The 21,154-nt window shown below is 72.2% G+C and carries 13 protein-coding genes; 6 read left to right on the plus strand and 7 right to left on the minus strand.

The genetic code is table 11. The features are described 5' to 3' along the window. Positions 1 to 159 precede the first annotated feature (159 nt). Positions 160 to 5,622: a DUF6531 domain-containing protein gene (locus AB0878_RS22950; protein WP_366582276.1), complete on the plus strand. Its 5,463-nt coding sequence runs from the start codon at positions 160 to 162 to the stop codon at positions 5,620 to 5,622. A 75-nt stretch (positions 5,623 to 5,697) separates the two neighbouring features. Here AB0878_RS22950 and AB0878_RS22955 read toward each other — a convergent pair whose 3' ends face one another. From AB0878_RS22955 to AB0878_RS22975, 5 genes are all read right to left on the minus strand, one after another. Beyond that, positions 5,698 to 6,852, minus strand: a complete 1,155-nt coding sequence (locus tag AB0878_RS22955; protein ID WP_366582277.1) for an acyl-CoA dehydrogenase family protein — start codon at positions 6,850 to 6,852, stop codon at positions 5,698 to 5,700. Next, positions 6,822 to 8,888 (minus strand): acetate--CoA ligase family protein, encoded by a 2,067-nt coding sequence (locus AB0878_RS22960; protein ID WP_366582278.1) that lies wholly within the window; start codon positions 8,886 to 8,888, stop codon positions 6,822 to 6,824. Before AB0878_RS22960 ends, AB0878_RS22955 begins: the two co-directional genes overlap by 31 nt. A gap of 205 nt (positions 8,889 to 9,093) precedes the next feature. Next, positions 9,094 to 9,687 (minus strand): TetR family transcriptional regulator C-terminal domain-containing protein, encoded by a 594-nt coding sequence (locus AB0878_RS22965; protein ID WP_366582279.1) that lies wholly within the window; start codon positions 9,685 to 9,687, stop codon positions 9,094 to 9,096. A gap of 30 nt (positions 9,688 to 9,717) precedes the next feature. Continuing rightward, entirely contained in the window at positions 9,718 to 10,584 is an 867-nt protein-coding gene (locus AB0878_RS22970) for a TetR/AcrR family transcriptional regulator (RefSeq protein WP_366582280.1), read from the minus strand. Between the two features lie 30 nt (positions 10,585 to 10,614). Continuing rightward, entirely contained in the window at positions 10,615 to 12,003 is a 1,389-nt protein-coding gene (locus AB0878_RS22975; RefSeq protein WP_366582281.1) for an FAD-dependent oxidoreductase, read from the minus strand. Between the two features lie 159 nt (positions 12,004 to 12,162). Here AB0878_RS22975 and AB0878_RS22980 point away from each other — a divergent pair, with 159 nt between their 5' ends. After that, a complete protein-coding gene (locus AB0878_RS22980; protein ID WP_366582282.1) occupies positions 12,163 to 13,713 on the plus strand; it encodes an APC family permease in 1,551 nt (516 codons plus the stop codon). 13 nt (positions 13,714 to 13,726) lie between these two features. After that, the gene (locus AB0878_RS22985) at positions 13,727 to 15,052 is read left to right on the plus strand and encodes an NAD-dependent succinate-semialdehyde dehydrogenase (protein WP_366582283.1); all 1,326 of its coding nucleotides are present in this window, start codon (positions 13,727 to 13,729) and stop codon (positions 15,050 to 15,052) included. Here the strand turns inward: AB0878_RS22985 and AB0878_RS22990 are convergent. Continuing rightward, entirely contained in the window at positions 15,039 to 17,219 is a 2,181-nt protein-coding gene (locus AB0878_RS22990) for a cation-translocating P-type ATPase (protein WP_366582284.1), read from the minus strand. The genes AB0878_RS22985 and AB0878_RS22990 overlap by 14 nt on opposite strands. Before the next feature lie 5 nt (positions 17,220 to 17,224). Next, the gene (locus tag AB0878_RS22995) at positions 17,225 to 17,503 is read right to left on the minus strand and encodes a DUF1490 family protein (RefSeq protein ID WP_364067701.1); all 279 of its coding nucleotides are present in this window, start codon (positions 17,501 to 17,503) and stop codon (positions 17,225 to 17,227) included. Positions 17,504 to 17,816: 313 nt separating this feature from the next. On the opposite strand from AB0878_RS22995, the gene AB0878_RS23000 reads away from it, so the two are divergent. From AB0878_RS23000 to AB0878_RS23010, 3 genes are read left to right on the plus strand one after another with little or no spacing between them, the layout of a single operon-like run. Further along, entirely contained in the window at positions 17,817 to 19,169 is a 1,353-nt protein-coding gene (locus AB0878_RS23000) for an MFS transporter (RefSeq protein ID WP_366582285.1), read from the plus strand. After that, positions 19,169 to 20,188 carry an alcohol dehydrogenase catalytic domain-containing protein gene (locus tag AB0878_RS23005; protein ID WP_366582334.1) on the plus strand — a complete coding sequence of 340 codons (1,020 nt, stop codon included), beginning with the start codon at positions 19,169 to 19,171 and terminating at the stop codon, positions 20,186 to 20,188. The genes AB0878_RS23000 and AB0878_RS23005 overlap by 1 nt, the downstream gene beginning before the upstream one ends. Then, complete coding sequence (locus AB0878_RS23010) at positions 20,185 to 21,153, plus strand: CoA transferase (protein ID WP_366582286.1); 969 nt, start codon at positions 20,185 to 20,187, stop codon at positions 21,151 to 21,153. The genes AB0878_RS23005 and AB0878_RS23010 overlap by 4 nt, the downstream gene beginning before the upstream one ends. Position 21,154 lies beyond the last annotated feature (1 nt).

A 21,154-nucleotide genomic window follows, 5' to 3' on the forward strand; every position in this document is an offset into this window, starting at 1 on the left:
GCCAGGCTGACGGCTCGGCGCTGCTAGCGTGCCAATGTGAGTAATCCGTTGATCGCGCAGACCCAGGACTCGACGAAGGCCTATTCGGGAATTTCGCTCCTGGAATAGGCCAACGACCTTTCCACCGCCATCGAGTCGGGCGACTGGGCGTCGGTCGCCATGGGCGCGGTCGGCACGGCGCTGGACGCGTTGTCCGTGGCGATGGATCCGTTCGGCGCGATTCTCGCGGCGGGCGTCTCCTGGCTGATGGAACACGTCGGCCCGCTCAAGGACGCGCTCAACGGGCTCACCGGCAACGCGGATCAGATCAAAGCCCAATCGGAGACCTGGGCCAACGTCGCCAAAGAACTCGGCAGCGTCTCTTCGGACCTGACCGACGCGATCAACGCCGACCTGCAGTCCTGGTCCGGATCCGCCTCGGACGCCTACCGGCAGCGGGGACAGGACCTGGCGACGTCGCTGCAGGCGGCGCAGAAGGGCTGCGAAGGTGCCTCGTCCGGGGTGAAGACCGCCGGTGAAGTCGTCGCCGCGGTCCGCACGCTGGTGCGCGACATCATCTCCGAGCTCATCGGCCACATGATCAGCTGGGCCCTGCAGGTCGTGTTCACCCTCGGCATCGGCCTCGCCTGGGTCGTCCCGCAGGTCGTCAGCGCCGTCGCGAAAACGGCCTCGCAAATCACCGGACTGGTCACCAAACTGGTCAAAGCCCTCAAAGCACTCGTGCCGCTGCTGAAGAAAGCCGGCACGCTGTTCGAAGACGCGGGGAAGGCGTTCAAGGGTCTCAAGGGCGGCAAGGTCGCCCCGCCGCCCAAGACCAAGGACCTGAGCGGCACGCCGAAGGCCCCGCCTGTGAAAACGCCCGGCGGCGACGGGGGCGGCACTCCCAAGGGCGGCGGCTACGAAGGCACCCCCAAGGACTACACCCCACCCCCGGGCAAATCGGGTGCGGACGACTCCACGAAAAGCTCCGGATACGAGGGCAATCCGAAGGACTACACACCGCCGCCCGGCAAATCGAGCGGCGACGACAGCACCTCCGCCTCCGGGTACTCCGGCGACACCAAGGACTACACCCCACCACCGGCGTCGAAGGGCGGGGACGACGCCACCCACGCGTCGAGTTCCGGCGGCGGCTCCACCGGCGGTGGTGGCACCCCGCCACCGCTGAAGAGCGACCCGCCCCCGCTCAAGACCGACCCCGAACCGCCTCCGGTGCAGACCCCGAAGGGGCTGGGGGACGACAAGACGGTCACCTCGAGCTCGGGTGGTTCCGGCAGCGGCGGCAAGAGCGTCAAGGACAGCAACGCGAACCCGGACGAGAACGGCACCCCGCCGCCGGACCGGTCGGTGTGCGGTGACCCGATCGACGTGGCCACCGGGTGGATGCTGCTGACGCAGACGGACCTGGAGATCCCCGGCGCATTGCCGCTGGAGGTGTCGCGCACGCACATCTCGTCCTACCGCGCGGGCCGCTTCTTCGGCCCGTCGTGGGCGTCCACTGTGGACCAGCGGCTCGAGGTCGAGGACGACGGCCTGCACGTCGCGCTCGCCGACGGCAGGCTGCAGAGCTACCCCGTGCCGGTGAGCTCCCCCGTGCTGCCGGTCGCGGGCCCGGCACGGCCGCTGCGGCGCGTCGAGGACGGCTACCTGGTCGAGGACCCGGAACAGCAGCACACGTTGTTCTTCGAGCAGTCCGCCGACGGTGTGTTCCCGCTGCGGACGATCTTCGACGGCGACGGCAACCGCATCGACGTGGTGCCCGGCGTGAACGGGGTGCCGGCGGAGCTGGTGCACTCCTCCGGCGCCCGGGTGCTGTTCGACAGCGCGGGCGGCCGGATCACCGCGCTGCGGGCCGCCGACGGCACGGTCGTCGCGAGCTACGCCTACGACGCGCGCGGCCGGCTCGCCGAGGTCGTCGACGCCGCCGGCACACCGACCCGCTTCACCTACGACGCCGACGGCCGGATCGTGCGCTGGGAAGACGTCAACGGCCGCTGGTACGGCTACGGGTTCGACGCGGCGGGCCGGGTCGTGCAGGCGCGCGGCACCGACGGGTACCTCGACTGCACGATCGACTACGACCGCGAGAACCTCGTCACGAGTGTCACCGACTCGCTCGGCGCCGTGCGCCGGTTCCACCTCGACGACCGGCTGCGGGTGATCGCCGAGACCGACGCGCTGGGCCACACCACCAGCCTCGCCTACGACGAGCACGGCCGGTTGCTCACCCGGACCGATCCGCTGGGCCGCCAGGTCCGCTACGAGCGGGACGAGGCCGGCCGGGTCGTCGCGATCACCGCGCCGGACGGGACACGGTCGCTGACCGAGTACAACGAGCAGGGCCGCCCGGTCGCCGCGATCGGCCCGGACGGCGCGACGTGGCATTACGAGTACGACGCGCGCGGCAAGGTCACCGGTGTCGTCGACCCGCTCGGTGCCCGGACCTCCTACGCCTACGACGAGCGCGGCAACGTCGCCGTGGTCACCGACGCGCTCGGTGGCACCACCCGGATCCAGTCCGACGCGGCGGGCCGGCCGCTGAGCGTGGAGGACGAGGACGGCGCCGTCACCCGCTACACCTACGACCTGCTCGGCCGCACCACGTCGATGACCGACGAGCTGGGCGGCCTCACCCGGCTCGCGTGGGCGGCGGGCGACCAGCTCGCCGAACGGATCGAGCCGGACGGCGCGACGTGGCGGTGGAAGGACTCCGCCCTCGGGAACACCGACGAGAGCACCGACGCGCGCGGCAACACCACGCGCACGGAGTACGCGCAGTTCGACCTGCCGGTGGCCGAAACCGGCCCGGACGGCGAGCGGCTCGCCTACGCCTACGACACCGAGCTGCGCCTGGTGTCGGTGACCAACGAGCAAGGCCTGGTCTGGCACTACCGCTACGACCCCGCCGGGAACCTCACCGGCGAGACCGACTTCAACGGCCGCACCCTGCACTACCGCTACGACGCGGCCGGGCAGCTGATCGGCCGCACCAACGGCGCCGGGGAGACCACGACGCTGGAGCGCGACGTGATGGGCCAGGTGGTCCGCCGCGTCACCGGCGAAGACGTCGCGACCTTCGCCTACGACGAGGCAGGCCGCATGGTGGCCGCGCGCAACGCCGACGCCGAGGTCACCTTCGCCTACGACGCGCTGGGCCGTGTGGTCGCCGAGACTGTGGACGGTCGCGTGGTGCGCTCGGAGTACGACGAGCTCGGCCGGCGCCGCGTGCGCCACACGCCTTCGGGCGCGGCGTCGCGCTTCGAGTACGGGCCGGCCGGCACGCTGGCCGCGCTGCACGTCGGCAACCGCTCGCTGAGCTTCGAGCACGACCTCGCCGGCCACGAGCGGGTCCGCCGCTTCGGTGCCGCGGAACTGCGCCAGGGCTGGGCCCCGGGCGACCGGCTGGTGGCCCAGACGGTCGTCGCCGGCGCCCGCACGACCCAGCACCGCGAGTACGGCTACCTCGCCGACGGTTACCTGGCTTCGGTGACCGACGCGATCACCGGCCCCCGCACGCTGACCGTGGACCGCGCGGGCCGCGTCCGGGCCGTCGTCGGTCAGGGCTGGCAGGAGAGCTACGCCTACCACCAGACCGGTGTCATCGCCCAGGCGCAGACGCCGGGTGCGCCGACTGCCGGGCCGCGCGAGTGCCGCGGCACGCTGCTCACCGCCGCGGGAGCGGTCCGCTACGCCCACGACCCCGAAGGCCGCACCACCCTGCGCGGTGCCGGGCCGGCGAGCCCGCAGTGGCAGTTCCGGTGGAACGCCGAGAGCCGGCTGACCTCGGTGCTCACGCCCCAAGGGGAGCACTGGCGCTACCGCTACGACGCGCTGGGCCGCCGCGTCGCCAAGCAGCGCCTCACGCCGGACGGCCGGGTGGCCGAGCAGGTGCAGTTCGCGTGGGACGGGGACACGCTCGCCGAGCAGGTGCGCACCGAACCGGGCCAGCCTCAGGTCGCCACCGTGTGGGAGTGGGAACCGGGCACCGGCCGCGCCCTCACCCAGACCGAACGCGTCCTCGGCACGCCGGACGAGCGGTTCCACACCATCGTCACCGACCTCGTCGGCACGCCGAGCGAGCTGCTGGAGGAATCCGGGGAGGTCGCGTGGCACCGCCAGGCCACGCTCTGGGGCAAGGTCCTCGACGGACCGGGCCGCACCACCACACCGTTGCGGTTCCCCGGGCAGTACCACGACGCCGAGACCGGGCTGCACTACAACCTCAACCGCTACTACGACCCCGAGGTCGGCCGCTACCTCTCCCACGACCCGCTGGGCCTCGACCCCGGCCCGGACTCCCAGGCCTACGTCCTCAACCCGACCGCATTGGCCGACCCGCTCGGTCTCGCTCCGACCGTCACCCCGTGTGCGGCGAAGAAGAAGCAGCAGGCAGCGGCCACCGGCCCGTCGAAGTCCAAGGTGAGCAAGGCGAAGCAGCAGCTGACCGGCAACCCCCCCGGGCCGAGCAAGAAGGCGCCGAAGGTGAAGACCAAGCCGGACGGCAACCCGGCCAAGTCCGACGGCAGCTACGGCACCACGAAACACGAGCGGGCCCGCACCTGGGAGAAGTACCAGAACGAGATCAAGAACGACTCGACCTGGAAGGACCCCAACAAGCTCGTCAGCGGCAAGACGCACGAGTCCGAACACCCGATCGGGTACAAGGCCATCGGCGGCGACGAGTTCCAGCGGGCGAACGCGCACGAGACCCAGATCCGCGACGGCGTCAAGGCCGGCGATCGCGGGCCGAAGACCCCGGACGAGGCCGCCAACATCAAGGACGCCAGGCGCATGGAGGACGACGCGCCCGCCTACCAGGAGTCGGCGCAGGCGCACCGCGACAACATCGGCACCGGCGTGCGCGGTGAGAAGGACGGCTCGGGGTTCAACGCCGACACCTACCGCGAATCCCTCGGCAACACCTTGCGGGAGGGCCGGCCGAGCGATGGCGTCCAGCTCAACCAACTCACCTACGCCCACCAGCACAAGGACGGGGGCATGATCGACAACCCCGCTTACGTCAGCGAAACCAAGACTCCCGGCGTGCCCAAGAGGATCCAGGACTGGGAGCCGAACCCGCACTACAAGAACGACATGGAGACCCCGCACGAGCCGCAGATGACCCACGCGGAGCATCCCGCGCCCAACCGCGACTCCTTCCGCCCGACCGCCGGCACGACCCAGGGCAAGGTCGCCGACGACTCCTACCACCACATGGTGGACAAGATGGAGGGCAAGTCGATCGAGTACAGCGACGGCACCGGTGGTGTCGGCATCCCGGGCGGCACCACCCACACCCCGCCGGTCTCGCACGACGACGTCATCGAGATGCACACGGCGCGCGACGTCGTGCGGGACGGCGCCAACGTGTCCAAAGAGGACATGCCGATGTTCCTCCACGAAAAGGAGATGGGCCACCGCGTCAAGCCGCCGACCGACGAGCAGCTCAAGGAAGCGGACGACTACGTCAAGGACGCCCCCAAGGTCGACATGTCCGACCAGGCGATCAAGGACCGGATCCGGCAGCAGCAGGAACGCATGCAGCAGATGGTCAGCCAGCAGCGCGCCGGCCGCGAACCGGGCTGGGCCGCCGACCCGGACGCCATGGAGATCGACGGATGACCGGCGCGAAAACCGCACGGGTGGCGTACTGAGCACCGGCTCGGACCGGGTCGGGAGACCCGGTCCGAGCCGGGTTCACAGCTGGCGCGAGATCACCAGCCGCATGATGTCCGAGGTGCCTTCTTCGAGTTCTTCGAGCTTTGCGTCGCGCATCCACTGTTCGACGGGGAACTCGCGGGAGTAGCCCCAGCCGCCGAGGGTCTGGACGGCGGCCCAGGTGCAGAACATGGCGGTCTCCGAGGCCTGGAGTTTCGCCATGGCCGCGTTTTTCGTGGCGGGCTCGCCGGCGTCGATGCGGCGGGCGGCGTTGAGGGTGAGCAGCCACGCGGACTCGATGCGCGTGGCCATGTCGGCCAGCCGGAAAGCCACGGCCTGGTGGTCGAAAATCGGTTTGCCGAACTGGGTGCGTTCGCGGGCGTAGTCGCGCGCGTATTCGTAGGCGGCGCGCGCGGCGCCCGTCGCGGCGGCGGCGAGCACGATGCGGGAGATGTCGAACGTCTTCATCAGCCCGTGGAAGCCGCGGCCCTCGTCGCCGAGGCGGTGCGCTTCGGGGACGAAGACGTGGTCGAAGAAGATCTCCCGGCACACGATGGCGCGCTGGCCCATCTTCTTCATCGGCTCGCCGAAGGTCATGCCCTCGGTTCCCTTGCGCAGCAGGAAAGCCGTGACTCCCGAAGACCGTTGCGCCGGATCCGTCTTGGCGAAGACGACGTACTGGTCGGCCAGGCCTGCATTGGAGATCCAGGCTTTCTGGCCCGTGATCTCGTACCCGCCCTCGACGCGGCGCGCGGTCGTGGTGATCGACGCGGCGTCGGAGCCCGAGCCCGGTTCGGTGGTGGCGAGCGCGGTGTAGAGCGGTTCCGGGCCGGTGAGCGGCCGCAGCCACTCCTCCTTCTGCTCGGCGGTGCCCAGCTCCAGCACCGGATCGGCGAAGAACCCGTTGGAGCACAGGAAGTTCCCGATGCCCGGGTCGCCCCAGCACAGCTGTTCCTGCACCAGGCACTGGGTCACGACATCGGTGAACCCGCCGCCGCCGAACTCCTCCGGCAGCATGAAATCGGTGATCCCCGCCTTCGCGGCGGAGCGGAAGATGTCCAGGGGCGACTCGACGTCGCGCTCGTCCACCTCGCGCCCGCGCGGGCGGATCTCGTTGACGGCGAACTGCCGGCAGAGCTCGACGATGTCGCGCTGCTCGTCGGTCAGGGGCCAGGGTTCGGCTGCCTGGGGCATGGTTCCTCCTCGGGGAAGTGGTCGGGCTCGTGCAGGATCAGCGCGTCGACGGCGAGCACCCCGCCGGCGGCGACCCGGATCGGGTTGAGCTCCAGGTCGGTGAGGCCGGGATCGGCCGCGATGGCTCGGGAGACCAGGACGATCACGTCGGCGAGCGCGCCGACGGCCACCGCCGGTCTGCCCCGCCAGCCCGCCAGCAGCGGGCGGCAGCGCAGCCCGTCGAGCATGGCCAGCGCCGTGGCCCGGTCGACCGGGGCCAGCTCGACCCGCGCGTCTCGCCACAGCTCGGCTTCGACGCCGCCGAAGCCGACCGTGATCGTCGGCCCGAAGTCGCGGTCGCGGCGCGCGCCGACGAGCAGTTCGACGACACCGGCTCGGGTGTCCTGCTCTTCCAGGACGTACTCCCCCGGCCCGAGCCGCGCGGACATCTCGGTGAACGCCGCCACGGCCGCACCCGCGTCGGCCAGCCCCGCCCGGACACCGCCGTGCTCGCTCTTGTGCTCCAGCCAGCCGGCCTTCAGCACGGCCGGGGCCCGCAGGTCCGCGAACGCCCGCCTGACGGCGGCGGCGTCGTCGACCCGCACAGCCCGGGGCACCGGAATGCCCAGCGACACCAGGGTTTCCCGCGCGTGCCAGTAGCCCGTGGCCCGGCTCAGCCCGGACCGGCCGTCGGCGGCGAGGTCGCGGCCCGGGCCGAGCGAAGCGGCGTTGGCCAGCGCGCCGAGCGCGGACTCGATCGCCGGATACGCCGGGAGCCGCCGCTGCGCCATCCGCGCGACCGCGGCCGACCGCTCGCTCATGCTGTGCACCACCACCGGCACCTCGCCGCCGGCCAGCTGGCCGAGCCGGTCGACGACGGCGTTCTCCGCGTCCACCAGCACCGGCGCGTCCTCGCCGTAGCAACCGAAGTAGCCCGACAACGCGACCGCGTCGGCCTCGCCCGAAGCGGCCACGGCCTCGCTCACCGCCGCGTAGACGGTGAGGTCCGCTTCGCCGGCACCGGCCAGGTCGACGGGGTTCGAGACGGCCGCCGCGGCGGGCAGGAGGTCGCCGAGTTTGCGTTGCAGCTCAGGGGAAAACACCGGCACGGACAGTCCCAGCGAGGCGGCCACGTCGGCCGCGAGCCCGCCCTGGCCACCGCTGTCGCTGACGATCGCCACGCGGCGGCCGCGGGGCGGCGTGGCCGAGGACAGGTACCGCGCGGTGCCGACGAGCTCCTGTGCCGTCGCGACCCGCAGCGCCCCCGCCGTCCGGCAGGCGGCCTCGACCACGGCGACGGCCGAGGTCAGCGAGCCCGTGTGCGAACGCGCGAGCCGGCGGCTGCCGTCGCTCGCCCCGGTGCTCAGGACCAGCGCGTGCTTGCCCGCGCGGCGCAGTGCCCGAAGCGCGGCGACCACCCGCGGCCCTTCGGTGAATCCCTCCAGGTACAGCGCGACGGTGGTGGTCCGTTCGTCCTCGACCAGCGCTTCCAGCAGGTCCGCCGCCGTGACGCTGAGCTGGTTGCCGACCGAGTAGAACCGCGAGACGCCGAGCCCGGACCGTGCGGCGAGAGTCGCGATCTCCAGGCCGAGCTGGCCGCTCTGCGACACGATCGCGAGCGGGCCCGGTGTGAAGTTGCCCCACGCGAGCTGCAGGTCGGCGTCCGCGTCGTAGAGCCCGAGGCTGTTCGGGCCGAGCAGGTGCGCGCCCGCGTCGCGCAGCATCCGCGCCAGCTCCGGTTCGTCGGCACCGAGGCCCGCGGTGATCGCGAGGAACGCCCGGGAGCCACGCTCGAGTGCTTGTGCCACAACGGGTTTCACGTGCGGCGCCGGCACACACAGCACCACGAGCTCCGGCACCTGCGGCACGGTCTCCACCGAACGGTGGCTGTCGCGGCCGAACAGCGGCCGGGCCTGGCGGTTGACGAGCCACACGGCCCGCCGGTGGGCACCCCGCAGGGCGCCCGTGGCGAGCCAGTAGCCCCATTTGGCACGGTCGTCGGTCGCCCCGACGACGGCGATCGAAGCGGGGTCGAGAAAAGCGTCGGGCACGGACACGGGTCGCCCTCCGGGGCTCTCGCGGCTGCGGTGAAAGGGGGTTCGGACGAGACGTCCCTATAGCTGACTGGCTCGTCAGTTATATCTTGCGATCCGATCGCGGACAAGCCCGTCTCCGAGCAGTTTCCGTTACTTGGCAGTGCCTATGAGTCGATCGGGCCCCGTTCGGAGCAGCCTCAGGAGCCGCAGTTTCGCAACGCGCAACTCAGGCGGCGACGCAGCTGTCCAGGAAGTGCAGCACGGTCGCGTTCATCCGGTCGGCGGTCATCTCCCGCGACCCGGCGAGCACCTGCACGGCGAGGCCGTCGATCATCGCGACGAGCATGTTCGCGAGCGCGGCCGGGTCCCCCGCGCGCGCCGAACCGTCGGCCTGGGCCTGCGTGATCAAGTCCGTGACTAGGCGCCGCCACTGCCCGTAGAGGGTCTCGTTGATGGCCTGGAACTGCTCGTCACGCATCGCCTCGGCCCACAGCTCCGCCCAGACGCGCCACGCGGTGAGCGCTTCGGCGGGGCGCGGCAGGAACGACTCGACGAGCTCCCGCAACGCGGGCAGCGGCGGGCCCCCGGCCGCCAGCAGCGTCCGGCGCAGCGAGATCGACAGGCGGTAGTTGTGCTCGAACGCCGCGCTGAGCACCGCGCGTTTGCCGTCGAAGTAGTAGTGGATGGTGCCGGAGCTGACGCCGGCGCGGCGCGCCACGTCGGCCAGCCGGAAGTCGTGCAGACCGCGCTCGGCGAGGACCTCGCACGCCGCGTCGAGGATCTGCTCGCGGCGCTCCGCCTCGACGTTCGGGCGTGGCACGGGGGCTCCTGTTCGTCGGGGCGCGGCCGGTCAGCCGAGGACCAGGTGCGGCTCGAACGCCTGCAGCAGCAACGTCCGCATCCGGTCCGGGGTCAGGTCGGTGGAGCCCACGAGGATCTGGATCGCCAGCCCGTCGACCATCGCGGTGAACCGGTCGGCGAGCGCCTCGACGTCCGCCTCCGGCGCGAGTCCCTCGCGGCGGCACTCCCGCAGCAGGTCGACGACGAGCCGGCGCCAGCTGGAGTAGATGCGCCGCTGCGCGGGCCGCAGCTCGGGTTCGAGCATGGCCTGGTTCCAGAACTGGATCCACACCGACCACTCGTCGACGTCGTCCGGCGTGAGGGTCAGCTGCACCTCGATCAGCCGCCGCAGCTTTTCGCGCGCGGAACTGGCCTGGCCGAACTCCTCGTCGAGCCGCTCGCGGAAGCGCCGCGCGTAGAACTCCAGCGCGGCGTGCAGCGCGGCTTCCTTGCTCGGGAAGTGGTAGTGCACGGTCGCGGTGCTGGTACCGCAGTAGCGCGCGATGTCGGAGACGCGCACGTTGTGGTAGCCGCGGCGGGCGATGAGCACGGTCGCGGCCTCGAGGATCTGGTCGCGCCGCTCCTGCGCGGTCACCGGCTGCGCCCGGTCGCGCCGTCCGTCCGGTGCGGCGACGGGCGCGGGGCCGGCGCCGGAAGCCAGGTAGCGCACGGATACGCCGGAGGCCCTGGCGATCGCGGCCAGCTCCTCGTCGCGAAGCCGCCGCGTGCCGCGCAACGCCTTGGACAACGCGGTGGGATCCATCCCGATCCGCTGCGCCAGCTCGCGCTGCGAGAGCCCGGCGGAGCGCAGCGCGGTGCGCACCCGCTCCCCCGGCTCGACCGCGGCGGTGTCCGGCCGATCGTCTGTACTGGTCATGGCCAGGCCAGTATGCCAGGGCACGGCGCGTCAGCCCGGCTGCTCGACGACTTCGAGCGCGCTGATCACCTCACCCGCGGCGCGCTCGCCCGACGAGATCGCGCCGTCGATGTAGCCGTTCCACACCGACGCCGTCTCCGTGCCGGCCCAGTGCACGCGCCCGGCCGGTGCCCGCCAGCCGTCGCGGCCGTGGGCCGTCCAGCCCCCCGGCATCACGAAACACTCGTAGCCGCCGACGGTCCACCCCTCGTGCGGCCAGATCTTCTCCACGTACTCGATCGGCTCGCCGGGACCGGCCACTTCGGACAGTGCGGCCAGGACGGCGGACCGGCGCGTGGCCTCGTCGCAGGCGGCCCACCGGTCGAGCCGGTCGCCGTAGACGAACGCGACCAGCACGCCGCGCGACGCGTCCTCGGGCGAGTTGTCGAACACCACGCCGACCGGGCTTTCGCCGTACAGCGTGGCGATTCCGGACCGTCCGGCCGCCCGCCAGAACGGCGTGTCGTAGACCGCGTGTACCTTCGCGACCCGGCCCATCGGCGAATGACGCGCCCACCCGAGCCGGTCGGGCGGCAGCACCGGGTCGAACGCGATCCGCTCCAGCACCGCGGGCGGCACGGCGACCACGACGCGGGCCGCGCGCACGACGGTGCGGCCGGTGGTCACCTCGACCCCGTCCGCGGTCTGGCGGATCGAGCGCACGGGATCACCCAGCCGGACGCGGTCGCCGAGCGCCGCGGCCATCGCGCGGGCCACCGCGTCGGCGCCGTCGGTGAACCGGGCGTCCTGCGCGCAGCCGCGGGTTTCCATCAGCTGCTCGTAACCGCCCGCCGAGGCGAGGTAGAACAGCACGTGGAACAGGGAGATGTCGCGTGGTTCGGCGCACCAGACGCCCTGGACGGCCAGCGCCAGGCGCCGCAGCGCGTCCTCGTCGCGGGTCTGCGAACGGAAGAACTCCCGGGCGGACAATGCGTCGAACTCGCCGAACCGCGGCGTGGCCCAGGGTTCGGCGAGGTCGACGGTGCGGGCGAGCTCGTCGAGCAGCGCGGTGACGCGTTCGTACTCCGCGATCCCGGGCCCCGTGTCGGGGGCGGCGCCGGAGTAGCCGACGCTCGTGCCGTCGTGCCAGACCTCGACGTGGCGGCCGGTCTCCCAGGTCGGGAACGTCGCGCAGCCGAAGCGGGCCGCGAGCGCGTGGAACCGGCGCTGTGTCGGCCCGATCCACTGCCCGCCGTGGTCGACGCGCACGCCCGAGGCGGTCACCTCGCTGACCACGCGGCCGCCCACGCGGTCGCCGGCCTCCAGCACGACGACGTCGATCCCGGCGTCGGCCAGCCGCGACGCGGTGGTCAGCCCGGCGTACCCGGCACCCACGACCACCACACCCGGGTCGCCGTCCGGTCGTTCTCGTGTAGTCACACCGACCACTGTGGCGCAACATTGACTCGCGGGTCAACCGAAGTCAGAAAGTTGCGATCGAAGTCTTGACAGTGACCGGCGCCACGTCCAGGCTGACTCGTCAATCAGTCGTTGCGTTCGGCTGCCAGTACCTGGGAAACCGGAGAAACAGGAGTGGCGATGACCGGAAAGCCGCAATCCTCGCAGGCACTCACGGCCGCCCAGCTGCGCACCGACGTCGCGGCCGGCGGCGAGTTCGCCGACAAGGGCCTGCGCTCCGGCGCGCTCGGCATGGCCGCCAGCCTGATCCTCGCCGTCGCCTCCGCGGCCCCCGCCTACAGCCTCGCCGCGACGCTCGCGTTCATCGTCGGTTACGTCGGCTTCCAGGCGCCGGCCGTGGTACTGGTCGCGTTCATCCCGATCCTGTTCGTCTCCTTCGGCTACGCGGCGCTCAACCGCCGTGATCCCGACTGCGGCACGATCTTCACGTGGGCCTCGCGGGTGCTCAGCCCGAGCCTCGGGTTCCTGGGCGGCTGGGCGATCATCGCGTCGTTCGTCCTCGTGGTCGGCAGCCTCGCGCAGGTCGCCGGGCAGTACGTGTTCCTGCTGTTCGGCGCCGACGGCATCGGCTCGGACCCGGCCAACCCGTGGGTGCTGCTGGCCGGGCTCGGGTGGCTCGCGCTGATGACGCTGATCTGCTACCGCGGCATCGAGATCGCGGCCGCGGTGCAGCGGGCGTTGCTGTTCCTCGAGTTCGGGATGCTGCTGGTGCTTTCGGTGGTCGCGCTCGTGCGGGTGTACACGGGCACGGCGCCGACCGGGATGCAGCGGCCGCGGCTGTCGTGGCTCAACCCGTTCTCGGGCGCGTCGCCGAGTGCGTTCGTCAGCGGTGTGGTGCTCATGCTGTTCATCTACTGGGGCAGGGAAACCGCGATCACGGTCAACGAGGAGACGGCCGACCGCCGCCGCACGCCCGGCCGCTCCGCGACCTACTCCACCTTGTTGCTGCTGGGTGTGTACCTGCTGGCGACGTTCGCCGCGGTGTCGTTCGCCGGCATCGGCGACAGCGGCATCGGCCTGACCAACCCGGACAACTCCGGCGACGTCTTCTACGCGTTCGGCACCGCGGTGTTCGGCGCCGGCGGCTTCGGTTCGGTGCTGTGGCACCTGCTGATCCTGATGGTGCTGACCTCGGCGGCCGCGTCGACGGAGACGACCGTGCTCACGCTCAGCCGCACCGTGCTGTCGATGGCCGACCAGGGCGCCCTGCCCCGCGCGCTGGCCCGCGTGCACCCGCGCTTCCGCATCCCGCACGTCGGCACGATCGCGGTCGGGGTCGTCGGCGCGATCGTCTACATCGCCCTGAACTTCCTCGGCCACGGGCTCGTCATCGGCGACGCGGTGTCGGCCTGCGGCGTGATGATCGCGTTCTACTACGGGCTCACCGGGCTGACGTCCGCCTGGGCCCACCGCGCCGAATGGCGCACGAGTGCCGCGGATCTTTGGCTGCGCACGGTTTTCCCGGCGATCGGCGGGGTCGTGCTGCTCGCCGCGGGGACGTGGAGCCTCGTCCACGCGTGGGACCCGTCGTCGAGCGGCACGAGCTGGCCGCTGCCGTTCACCGGCGTCGAGGTCGGCGGCACGTTCGTGATCGGCGCGGGTTCGCTGGTGCTCGGCCTGGTCGTGCTGCTGGTGTGCCGCCGCGTCTACCCCGCCTTCTTCCGCCGCTGAGGAGCGTTTCGCCGTGGCCCGTCCCTATGCCGTGACCGAACCGGCCACCCGGCAGGTGCTGGAGCTCTTCGCGCCCGCCACCGACGCCCGGGTGCAGTCGGCACTGTCCACTGCGGACAAACTCTTCGCGGACTGGCGCGCGGTCCCCGTGACCGAACGCGCAGCCGTCCTGCGCCGGATCGCCCGCGCGTTCGCCGGCCACGCCGAGGAACTGGCGGCGACGATGGCGCTGGAGATGGGCAAGACCCACGCGGAAGGCTTGGAGGAGGCCGATTCCTGCCGCGAGATCTTCGAGTACTACGCCACCGAAGGCCCCGGCCTGCTGGCCGACGAGCCGCTGCCGACCCCCGGCGCGGTGCTGCAGAAACGCCCGATCGGCGCCCTGCTCGGCATCATGCCGTGGAACTTCCCCTGCTACCAGGTCGCCCGCTTCGCCGCGCCGAACCTCATGGCCGGCAACGCGATCGTCCTCAAGCACGCCGAGTCCGTGCCCCGCTCGGCCCTGGCCCTCGAACGCCTGATCACCGACGCCGGCGCCCCGTACGTGAACCTCTTCGCCACCCACCCCCAGGTCGAGACGATCATCGCCGACCCGCGGATCCAGGGCGTCTCCTTCACCGGCTCCGAACGCGCCGGCTCCGCGGTGGCCGCCCTCGCGGGACAGCACCTGAAGAAGTGCGTCCTGGAACTGGGCGGCTCGGACCCGTTCGTCGTCCTGGACACCGACGACGTCGAGGCGCTCGCCGCCACCGCGTGGTCGTTCCGGATGTACAACAAGGGCCAGGCCTGCAACTCCAACAAGCGCATCATCGTGCTGGCCGGCCACTACGACGCCTTCGTCACCGCCTTGGTCGCGCGGGCGGAAGAGCAGACGCCGCCGGGCCCGCTCGCCTCCCGCGCCGCCGCGGAAACCGTGGCCGCCCTCGTGGACGACGCCGTGGCGCGCGGCGCCACCCTCCACACCGGCGGCGTGCTCGGCCCCGGTGCCTTCTACTCCCCCACCGTGCTCACCGGCGTCACCGACCAGATGCGCGCGTTCCACGAAGAACTGTTCGGCCCGGTCGCCGTCGTCTACCGCGTCGGCAGCGAACAGGAGGCCGTCGACCTCGCCAACCGCAGTGCCTTCGGCCTCGGCGCCTCCGTCTTCAGCGCCGACCCGGCCCGCGCGGCCCGCGTCGCCGACCTCCTGGACGCCGGCATGGTCAACGTCAACACCCCCGCCGCCACGTCCGCCGCCCTCCCCTTCGGCGGCACGAAACGCTCCGGCTTCGGCCGTGAGCTGGGCCCGCTGGGCATCACCGAATTCGTGAACCAGCGGCTGTTCTTCACCGCGGGCTGACCTTGCTGACCTCGCTGACCTTGCCGGCCAGCCGGTAGCGGATCAGCCGCGAGCTGTTGCCCACGACGGCGACCGACGAGGCGTTGTGCAGGATCGCCGCGGCCACCGGCGACAGCGCGCCGACGGCGGACACCCCGAGCCCCACCGCGTTGACGGCGATGGACATCCCGTAGTTCTGCCGCACCAGTGTGATCGCGCGGCGGCCGAGATCACGCAGGTCGAGCAACGCCCGCAGGTCGTCGGTCGCGAGCGCGACGTCGGCGGTCTCCACGGCGACATCGGTGCCGCCGACGCCCATCGCGATGCCGATGTCGGCCAGCGCGAGCGCCGGCGCGTCGTTGGTGCCGTCGCCGACGACGGCGACCGTGTGGCCCTCGGCCTGCAGCTGCCGGACGACGTCCTGCTTGTCCTCGGGCAGCGCCTGGGCGCGGAACTCCTCGATGCCCAGCTCGTCGGCCACCGCCTTGGCGGTGACCGGGTGGTCGCCGGTGAGCAGCACGATCCGGCGCACGCCGTCGGCGCGCAGCGCGGCGAGCACCTCCCGCGACTCGGCGCGCACGGTGTCGCGCAGGGACACCAGGCCGGTCAGCGTGCCGTCGACCGCCAGCAGCAACGGCGTCTCCGCGGCCTGCTGGAGCTTGCGCACCCAGCGTTCGGCGTCGGCGGACATCGCGATGTCCTGCTGCCGCACCAGATCGACGTTGCCGATGAGCATCGTGCGCCCGTCGGTGCGGACCCGCATGCCCTGGCCGAGCAGCACCGCGCACTCCTCGTGCGGCGGGATCTCGATCCGCCGCTCCTCGGTCGAGCGGATGACCGCCTGCGCGAGCGGGTGCCGCGAATGGATCTCCGAGCTCGCGGCGTAGGCCAGGACCTGCTCGGGCGACCACGCGTCGTCGAACGAGATCACGTTCGTCACCACCGGCCGGCCCAGCGTCAGCGTGCCGGTCTTGTCGAACACGATGGCGTCGACGCGACCCGCCGCCTCCAGGTGCGCGCCACCCTTGATCAGGATTCCACGACGAGCCCCGTTGCCGATCGCCGCGCTGATCGCCGTCGGCGTGGCCAGCCCCACCGCGCACGGGCACGCGACCAGCAACATCGTCATCGCCCGCCGGACATCGCGGGTGACCAGCAAAGTGAGCAGGGACAAGGCGAACGACGCGGGCACGAACCGGCGGGAGAACGTGTCGCCGACCGTCTGGATCGGCGCCCGATCCTCCTGCGCCTGCTCGACGCGCGCGATGATCCGGCCGATCGCGGTGTCGGGACCCACCGCCCTGGCCCGCACGACGATCCGGCCGCGCAGCAGCACCGAACCCGCGGGCAGCGCGGTGCCCGGTGCGACCGTGACCGGCAGCTGCTCACCGGTGACCGCCGCCTGGTCGACGATGCCCTCGCCCTCGGCGACCACGCCGTCCACGGGCAGCACCACGTGCTCGTGGACCACGACCTCGTCGCCGACCACCAGATCGGCGATGTCCGTCTCGAACTCGACACCTTCCGGCGTGCGCACCCAGGTCCGCGTCCGCGTGCCGGTGAGCAGCTCCGAGATCGCCCGCCGGCTGCGCCGCAACGTCAGGTCCTGCAGGTACTCGCCGATGTTCAGCAGCCACAGCACGGTGAGCGCGACGACGTTCTCCCTCAGCACGAGACTCGCCACGGTCGCCGCCGACACCAGCGCGTCGGTACCGGCGCCCCGTCCGCCGGACAACGACCTCAACGCGCCCCGCAGGAACGGGTACCCGGTGAAGATCGTGACCGCGGTGGCCGCCGTGCGGCTCGCCGGGCCGAGCATCGGCGGCCGGCGCAGCCCGTAGCGCCGCACGCCGAGCAGCACCAGGGCCACCCCGCCGGCGACCATCCGCAGCATGTCGCCGGTGCGCACGTCGGCGGAGCGCGGCGACCGCGTGACCACCGCCGCCGCGTCCGTGCGCAGCGCGGCTTCGACCGCCGCCACCAGCTCGCCGTGGTCGCACCGCCGGTGGTCGTACCAGACGACCACGCTGCCGGTGCGCGGATAGGCGTGCACCTGCCGCACCCCGGGCACGTGGTCGACCGCGTCCTCGACCGCGACCGCGCGGGCCCGGCTGCCCCGCAGGGCGGCCGCAACGAAGCGGACCCGGCCGGCGGCGTCCGAGACGACGTTCAGCGCTGCGTCCGGCACGGCACTCAGTGCTCGTGTCCGTGCCCGGCCGAACCGGCCACGGGCGCCTGTTCGCCGATCCGTTCGCGCGCCTCGCTGACCACGTCGGCCGTCGCCAGCCGGACCTTCTCCGCGCCTGTCTCGGCCGCGCGCGCACCCTTGAGGCCCCACGCGGTCACCGCGACGGTCGCCGACCGGAATGCACCCGACCGGGCGACCTTCTTGGCGCCGTCGTAAACAGCGGCCCCGGCGACCCCGGTCACCACCACACCCACCGCTTTCGCGGCGAACCCGCTCAGCACCACCAAGCCTCCTCAGCCATCCGGCCCGTCACCGCCCGCGCCCGCGACGGCACCGCATCGGCGACGAGAAAGGCGCGAGCCTAACCCCGCCGATGATCACTGTCCTGTCGGCACAGCGTAGCCGATAACGATTGTCGTTGTCGTCAAGGGCGGAACGGTTTCACGCCAGGCGCCCAGGAGCAGACTGCCCACGGTTCACGACCCCGCCCCGAGCCTTGTGGCGGAGCTCCCGACGAAGTACCGTCGCTTCATTCGAGTTTAAGAAAGATCTTTCGGTATTTCGAATCGAAGGGACTCGGGGTCAATGGCGACAACGATGAGGGCCACCACGGCGATGGGCAGACGGCGGGTCGCCGTCGCCTGCATCATCGGGAACTTCCTGGAGTACTTCGACTTCGGCGTGTACGGCTTTCTCGCCGTGGCCATCGGGCACGAGTTCTTCCCCGGCGGGTCGAGTGCGGTGGGACTGCTGAAGTCCCTGGCGGTGTTCGGGGTGGCGTTCGCGGTGCGGCCGCTGGGCGGGGTCGTGTTCGGGCTCATCGGGGACCGGGCGGGGCGCAAGGTGTCGTTGTCGGCGAGTGTGGCGCTGATGGGCGTCGCGACGACGTTGATCGGGGTGCTGCCGTCCTACGCGGCGATCGGGATCGCCGCGCCGGTGCTGCTGGTGTTCCTGCGGTGCCTGCAGGGGCTGGCCGTGGGCGGCGAGTGGGGCGCGAGCTCGGCCTACCTGATCGAGACGGCGCCGGCGGACCGGCGCGGGATCCCCGGCAGCTTCCCGTCCATGGCGGCGGCGCTGGGGCTCATCTTCGGTGCCCTGCTGTCGCTGGCCTTCCAGCTCTCCCTCAGCGCCGCCGCCCTCGACAGCTGGGGCTGGCGCGTGCCGTTCTTCGTCGCCGCGCCGCTGGCCGCCGTCGGCCTCTACGTGCGCCAGCGGCTGGAGGACACGCCGGTCTTCCAGGAGCTCGCGAAGAGCGACGCGCCGCGAGCCCGGCTGAAGGACGCGCTGCGCCGCGACCAGGCGAAGGCGATCTTCGTGACCTTCGGGTTCTCCTGGATCTGCGGGGTGGGCCTGTACTTCCTCGGCACCTACGTCGTGAACTACCTGACCGCGACCGCGCACGTCGGCGGCACCCGCGCCACGGTCCTGACCTCGATCGGCCTGGCCGTCTACTGCGCGCTGTGCCCGCTCGCCGGCCGGTTGTCCGACCGGCTGGGCCGGCGCCGCACGCTGCTGTTCGGCTGCCTCGGCCACGTCGTGTTCGGCATCCCCGTGTTCATGGCGCTGGGGACCGGGTCGACGCCGGTGGTGATCGTCGCGCTGATCGTGTTCGCGATCTTCCAGGCACCGATCAACGCCAACACCTCGCTGGTGCTCATCGAGATGTTCCCCGCCTCGACGCGGCTCACCAGCGGGGCGCTCGGCTTCAACCTCGGCGTCGGCGCGCCCTCGGGCTTCGCGCCGCTGGTCGCCGCGGCGCTGGTCGTGTCGACCGGGCTGAGCTACGCACCGGGCCTCCTGCTGGTCGGCGTCGCGCTGATCTGCGGGCTGATCCTGCTGTTCTGGCTGCCGGAGACGGCCGGGCGCGACCTCACGCTCGACGTCGACGCGACCAAGTCCGGCCCCGCCCCGACGATCGCGGGCAAGGTGACCGAGGTCGTGTCGCCGTGATGCGAGCCGCGGTGCTGACGGCGCCGGACCGCTTCGAGGTGCACGACCGGCCGGTCCCCGAACCCACGGCCGACCAGCTGCTCGTGCGGGTGGCCGCGTGCGGGATCTGCGGCCACGACGTGCTGGCGCGCAAGGGTTTGCTGGCCGCCAAACCCGGCCAGGTGCTCGGACACGAGATCGCCGGACGCGTCGAGGCCGTCGGTCCCGCCGGCGACACCTCGTGGGTCGGCCGCCGGGTCGCGCTCGTGCAACGGTTCCCGTGCGGGACCTGCGCCGAGTGCGTGGCCGGGCACACCAACACCTGCCGCGGCGGCCCGGGTTTCTACGGCGAGGACCTCCCCGGCGGTTACGCCGAATACGTCCTCGCCGGGCCGCTCAACGCGGTCGCCCTCCCGGACACCATCGACGACGTCTCCGGCGCGATCCTGTCCTGCGCCCTCGGCACCGGCCTCCACGCACTGCGCCGCACCCGGACCGCGGCAGGCGACGTCGTGCTCGTCACCGGCGCGAGCGGCGGCGTCGGTGTCCACACCGTCCGGATCGCCGCCGCACTCGGCGCCGCCGTGATCGCCGTGACGAGCAGTGAGAGCAAGAAACAGGCGCTGCTCGACTCCGGTGCCCGAGCCGTGGTCACCGTCGCGGAAGGCGCACCGGCCGTGCGCGCGGCCGCCGCGGACCTCGGCCGGCCGCGCGGAGCCGACGTCGCGATCGAGACCACCGGCACCCCGACCTTCGGGCTGTCGCTGAAAGCCCTGGCGCCGCACGGAAGGCTGGCCGTCGTCGGCAACACCGACCCCGGCGCCGTCGAAGTCCACTTGGGACTCCTGATCGTCAAGGAGCTGGAGATCGTCGGCTCGGCCCACGCGAACCGCCGGGAGCTGCTCGACGTCGTCGACCTCGTCTCGAGTGGCCAGGTCACCCCGGTGCCCCCGCGGGTCTGGTCCCTCGACGACGTCGCGGCCGCCCACGCCGCCGTAGAGTCCGGCGCGCTCGTCGGCCGGGCGGTGGTCCGGCCGTGACCGCCCCGCTGCACGGCATGACCGTGCTCGACCTGAGCCAGCAGCTGCCCGGGCCGTACGCGACGTTCCTGCTCGCGTCGCTCGGCGCCGATGTCCTCAAGGTGGAGCCGCCCGCCGGCGACCCCGCCCGGCGGTTCGACGCGCCGATGTTCGAGCGCGTGAACGCCGGCAAGCGCAGCGTTTTCCTCGACCTGAAGTCTCCCGCCGACCGCGAGCGGTTGCTGGAACTGGCGGCCGGGTGCGCGGTGTTCGTCGAGGGCTTCCGCCCCGGTGTCACCGCCCGCCTCGGCTGCGACGAGAAGGCCGTGCGCGCGGTGCGCCCGGACGTCGTCTACTGCTCCATCAGCGGCATGGGCCAGACCGGACCGCTGTCGGGCCATCCCACGCACGACCTGTCGCTGCAGGCCATGGCCGGAATCCTCGGCGACACGGGAAAGTCCGACCGCATCGGCGTGCCGTGGGTCGACCTCGGCACCGCGACCACGGCCGCGCTCGCGATCACCACGGCGTGGCACGCGGGCGGCGGCACCTTCCTGGACCTGGCGATGCTCGACGTCGCGACGGCCTGGAGCTCGGTCAAACCCCTCGCCGTGACCGAGCCGGAGGCGACCTACGGCGTCGTGCCGGCCAAGGACGGCTCTGTCGCGATCGCCCTGCTCGAAGACCACATGTGGCTGCGCCTGTGCACGGCGCTGGGCTGGCCCGACGACGCGGCCCTGGCCACCTACGCCGACCGGCGCGGCCACGCGGCGGAGATCCGCGCCCGGCTGGAGACCGCGTTCGCGCAGTACACCGTCGCGGAGCTCATCGCGCTGGCCCACGAGCACGACCTGCCGCTCGGCCCCACCGACGCCACGGGCGACCCGGACACCCTCGCCCAGCTGCGCGCCCGGGGCCGCGACGCCGGTCCGGCCGCGCGCCACACCCCGTTGCCGCTCGGCCTGATCGCACCGCAGGAGTCCTGAC

The organism is Amycolatopsis sp. NPDC047767, from assembly GCF_040704195.1.
Taxonomy (GTDB): Bacteria; Actinomycetota; Actinomycetes; order Mycobacteriales; family Pseudonocardiaceae; genus Amycolatopsis.

Excerpts from the sequence above, each read along its gene's own strand:
- AB0878_RS22955 (WP_366582277.1), bottom strand. The coding sequence starts at position 6,852 with ATGCCCCAGGCAGCCGAACCCTGGCCCCTGACCGACGAGCAGCGCGAC.
- AB0878_RS22950 (WP_366582276.1), top strand. The coding sequence starts at position 160 with ATGGGCGCGGTCGGCACGGCGCTGGACGCGTTGTCCGTGGCGATGGAT.
- AB0878_RS22970 (WP_366582280.1), bottom strand. The coding sequence starts at position 10,584 with ATGACCAGTACAGACGATCGGCCGGACACCGCCGCGGTCGAGCCGGGG.
- AB0878_RS23005 (WP_366582334.1), top strand. The coding sequence starts at position 19,169 with ATGCGAGCCGCGGTGCTGACGGCGCCGGACCGCTTCGAGGTGCACGAC.
- AB0878_RS23000 (WP_366582285.1), top strand. The coding sequence starts at position 17,817 with ATGAGGGCCACCACGGCGATGGGCAGACGGCGGGTCGCCGTCGCCTGC.
- AB0878_RS22980 (WP_366582282.1), top strand. The coding sequence starts at position 12,163 with ATGACCGGAAAGCCGCAATCCTCGCAGGCACTCACGGCCGCCCAGCTG.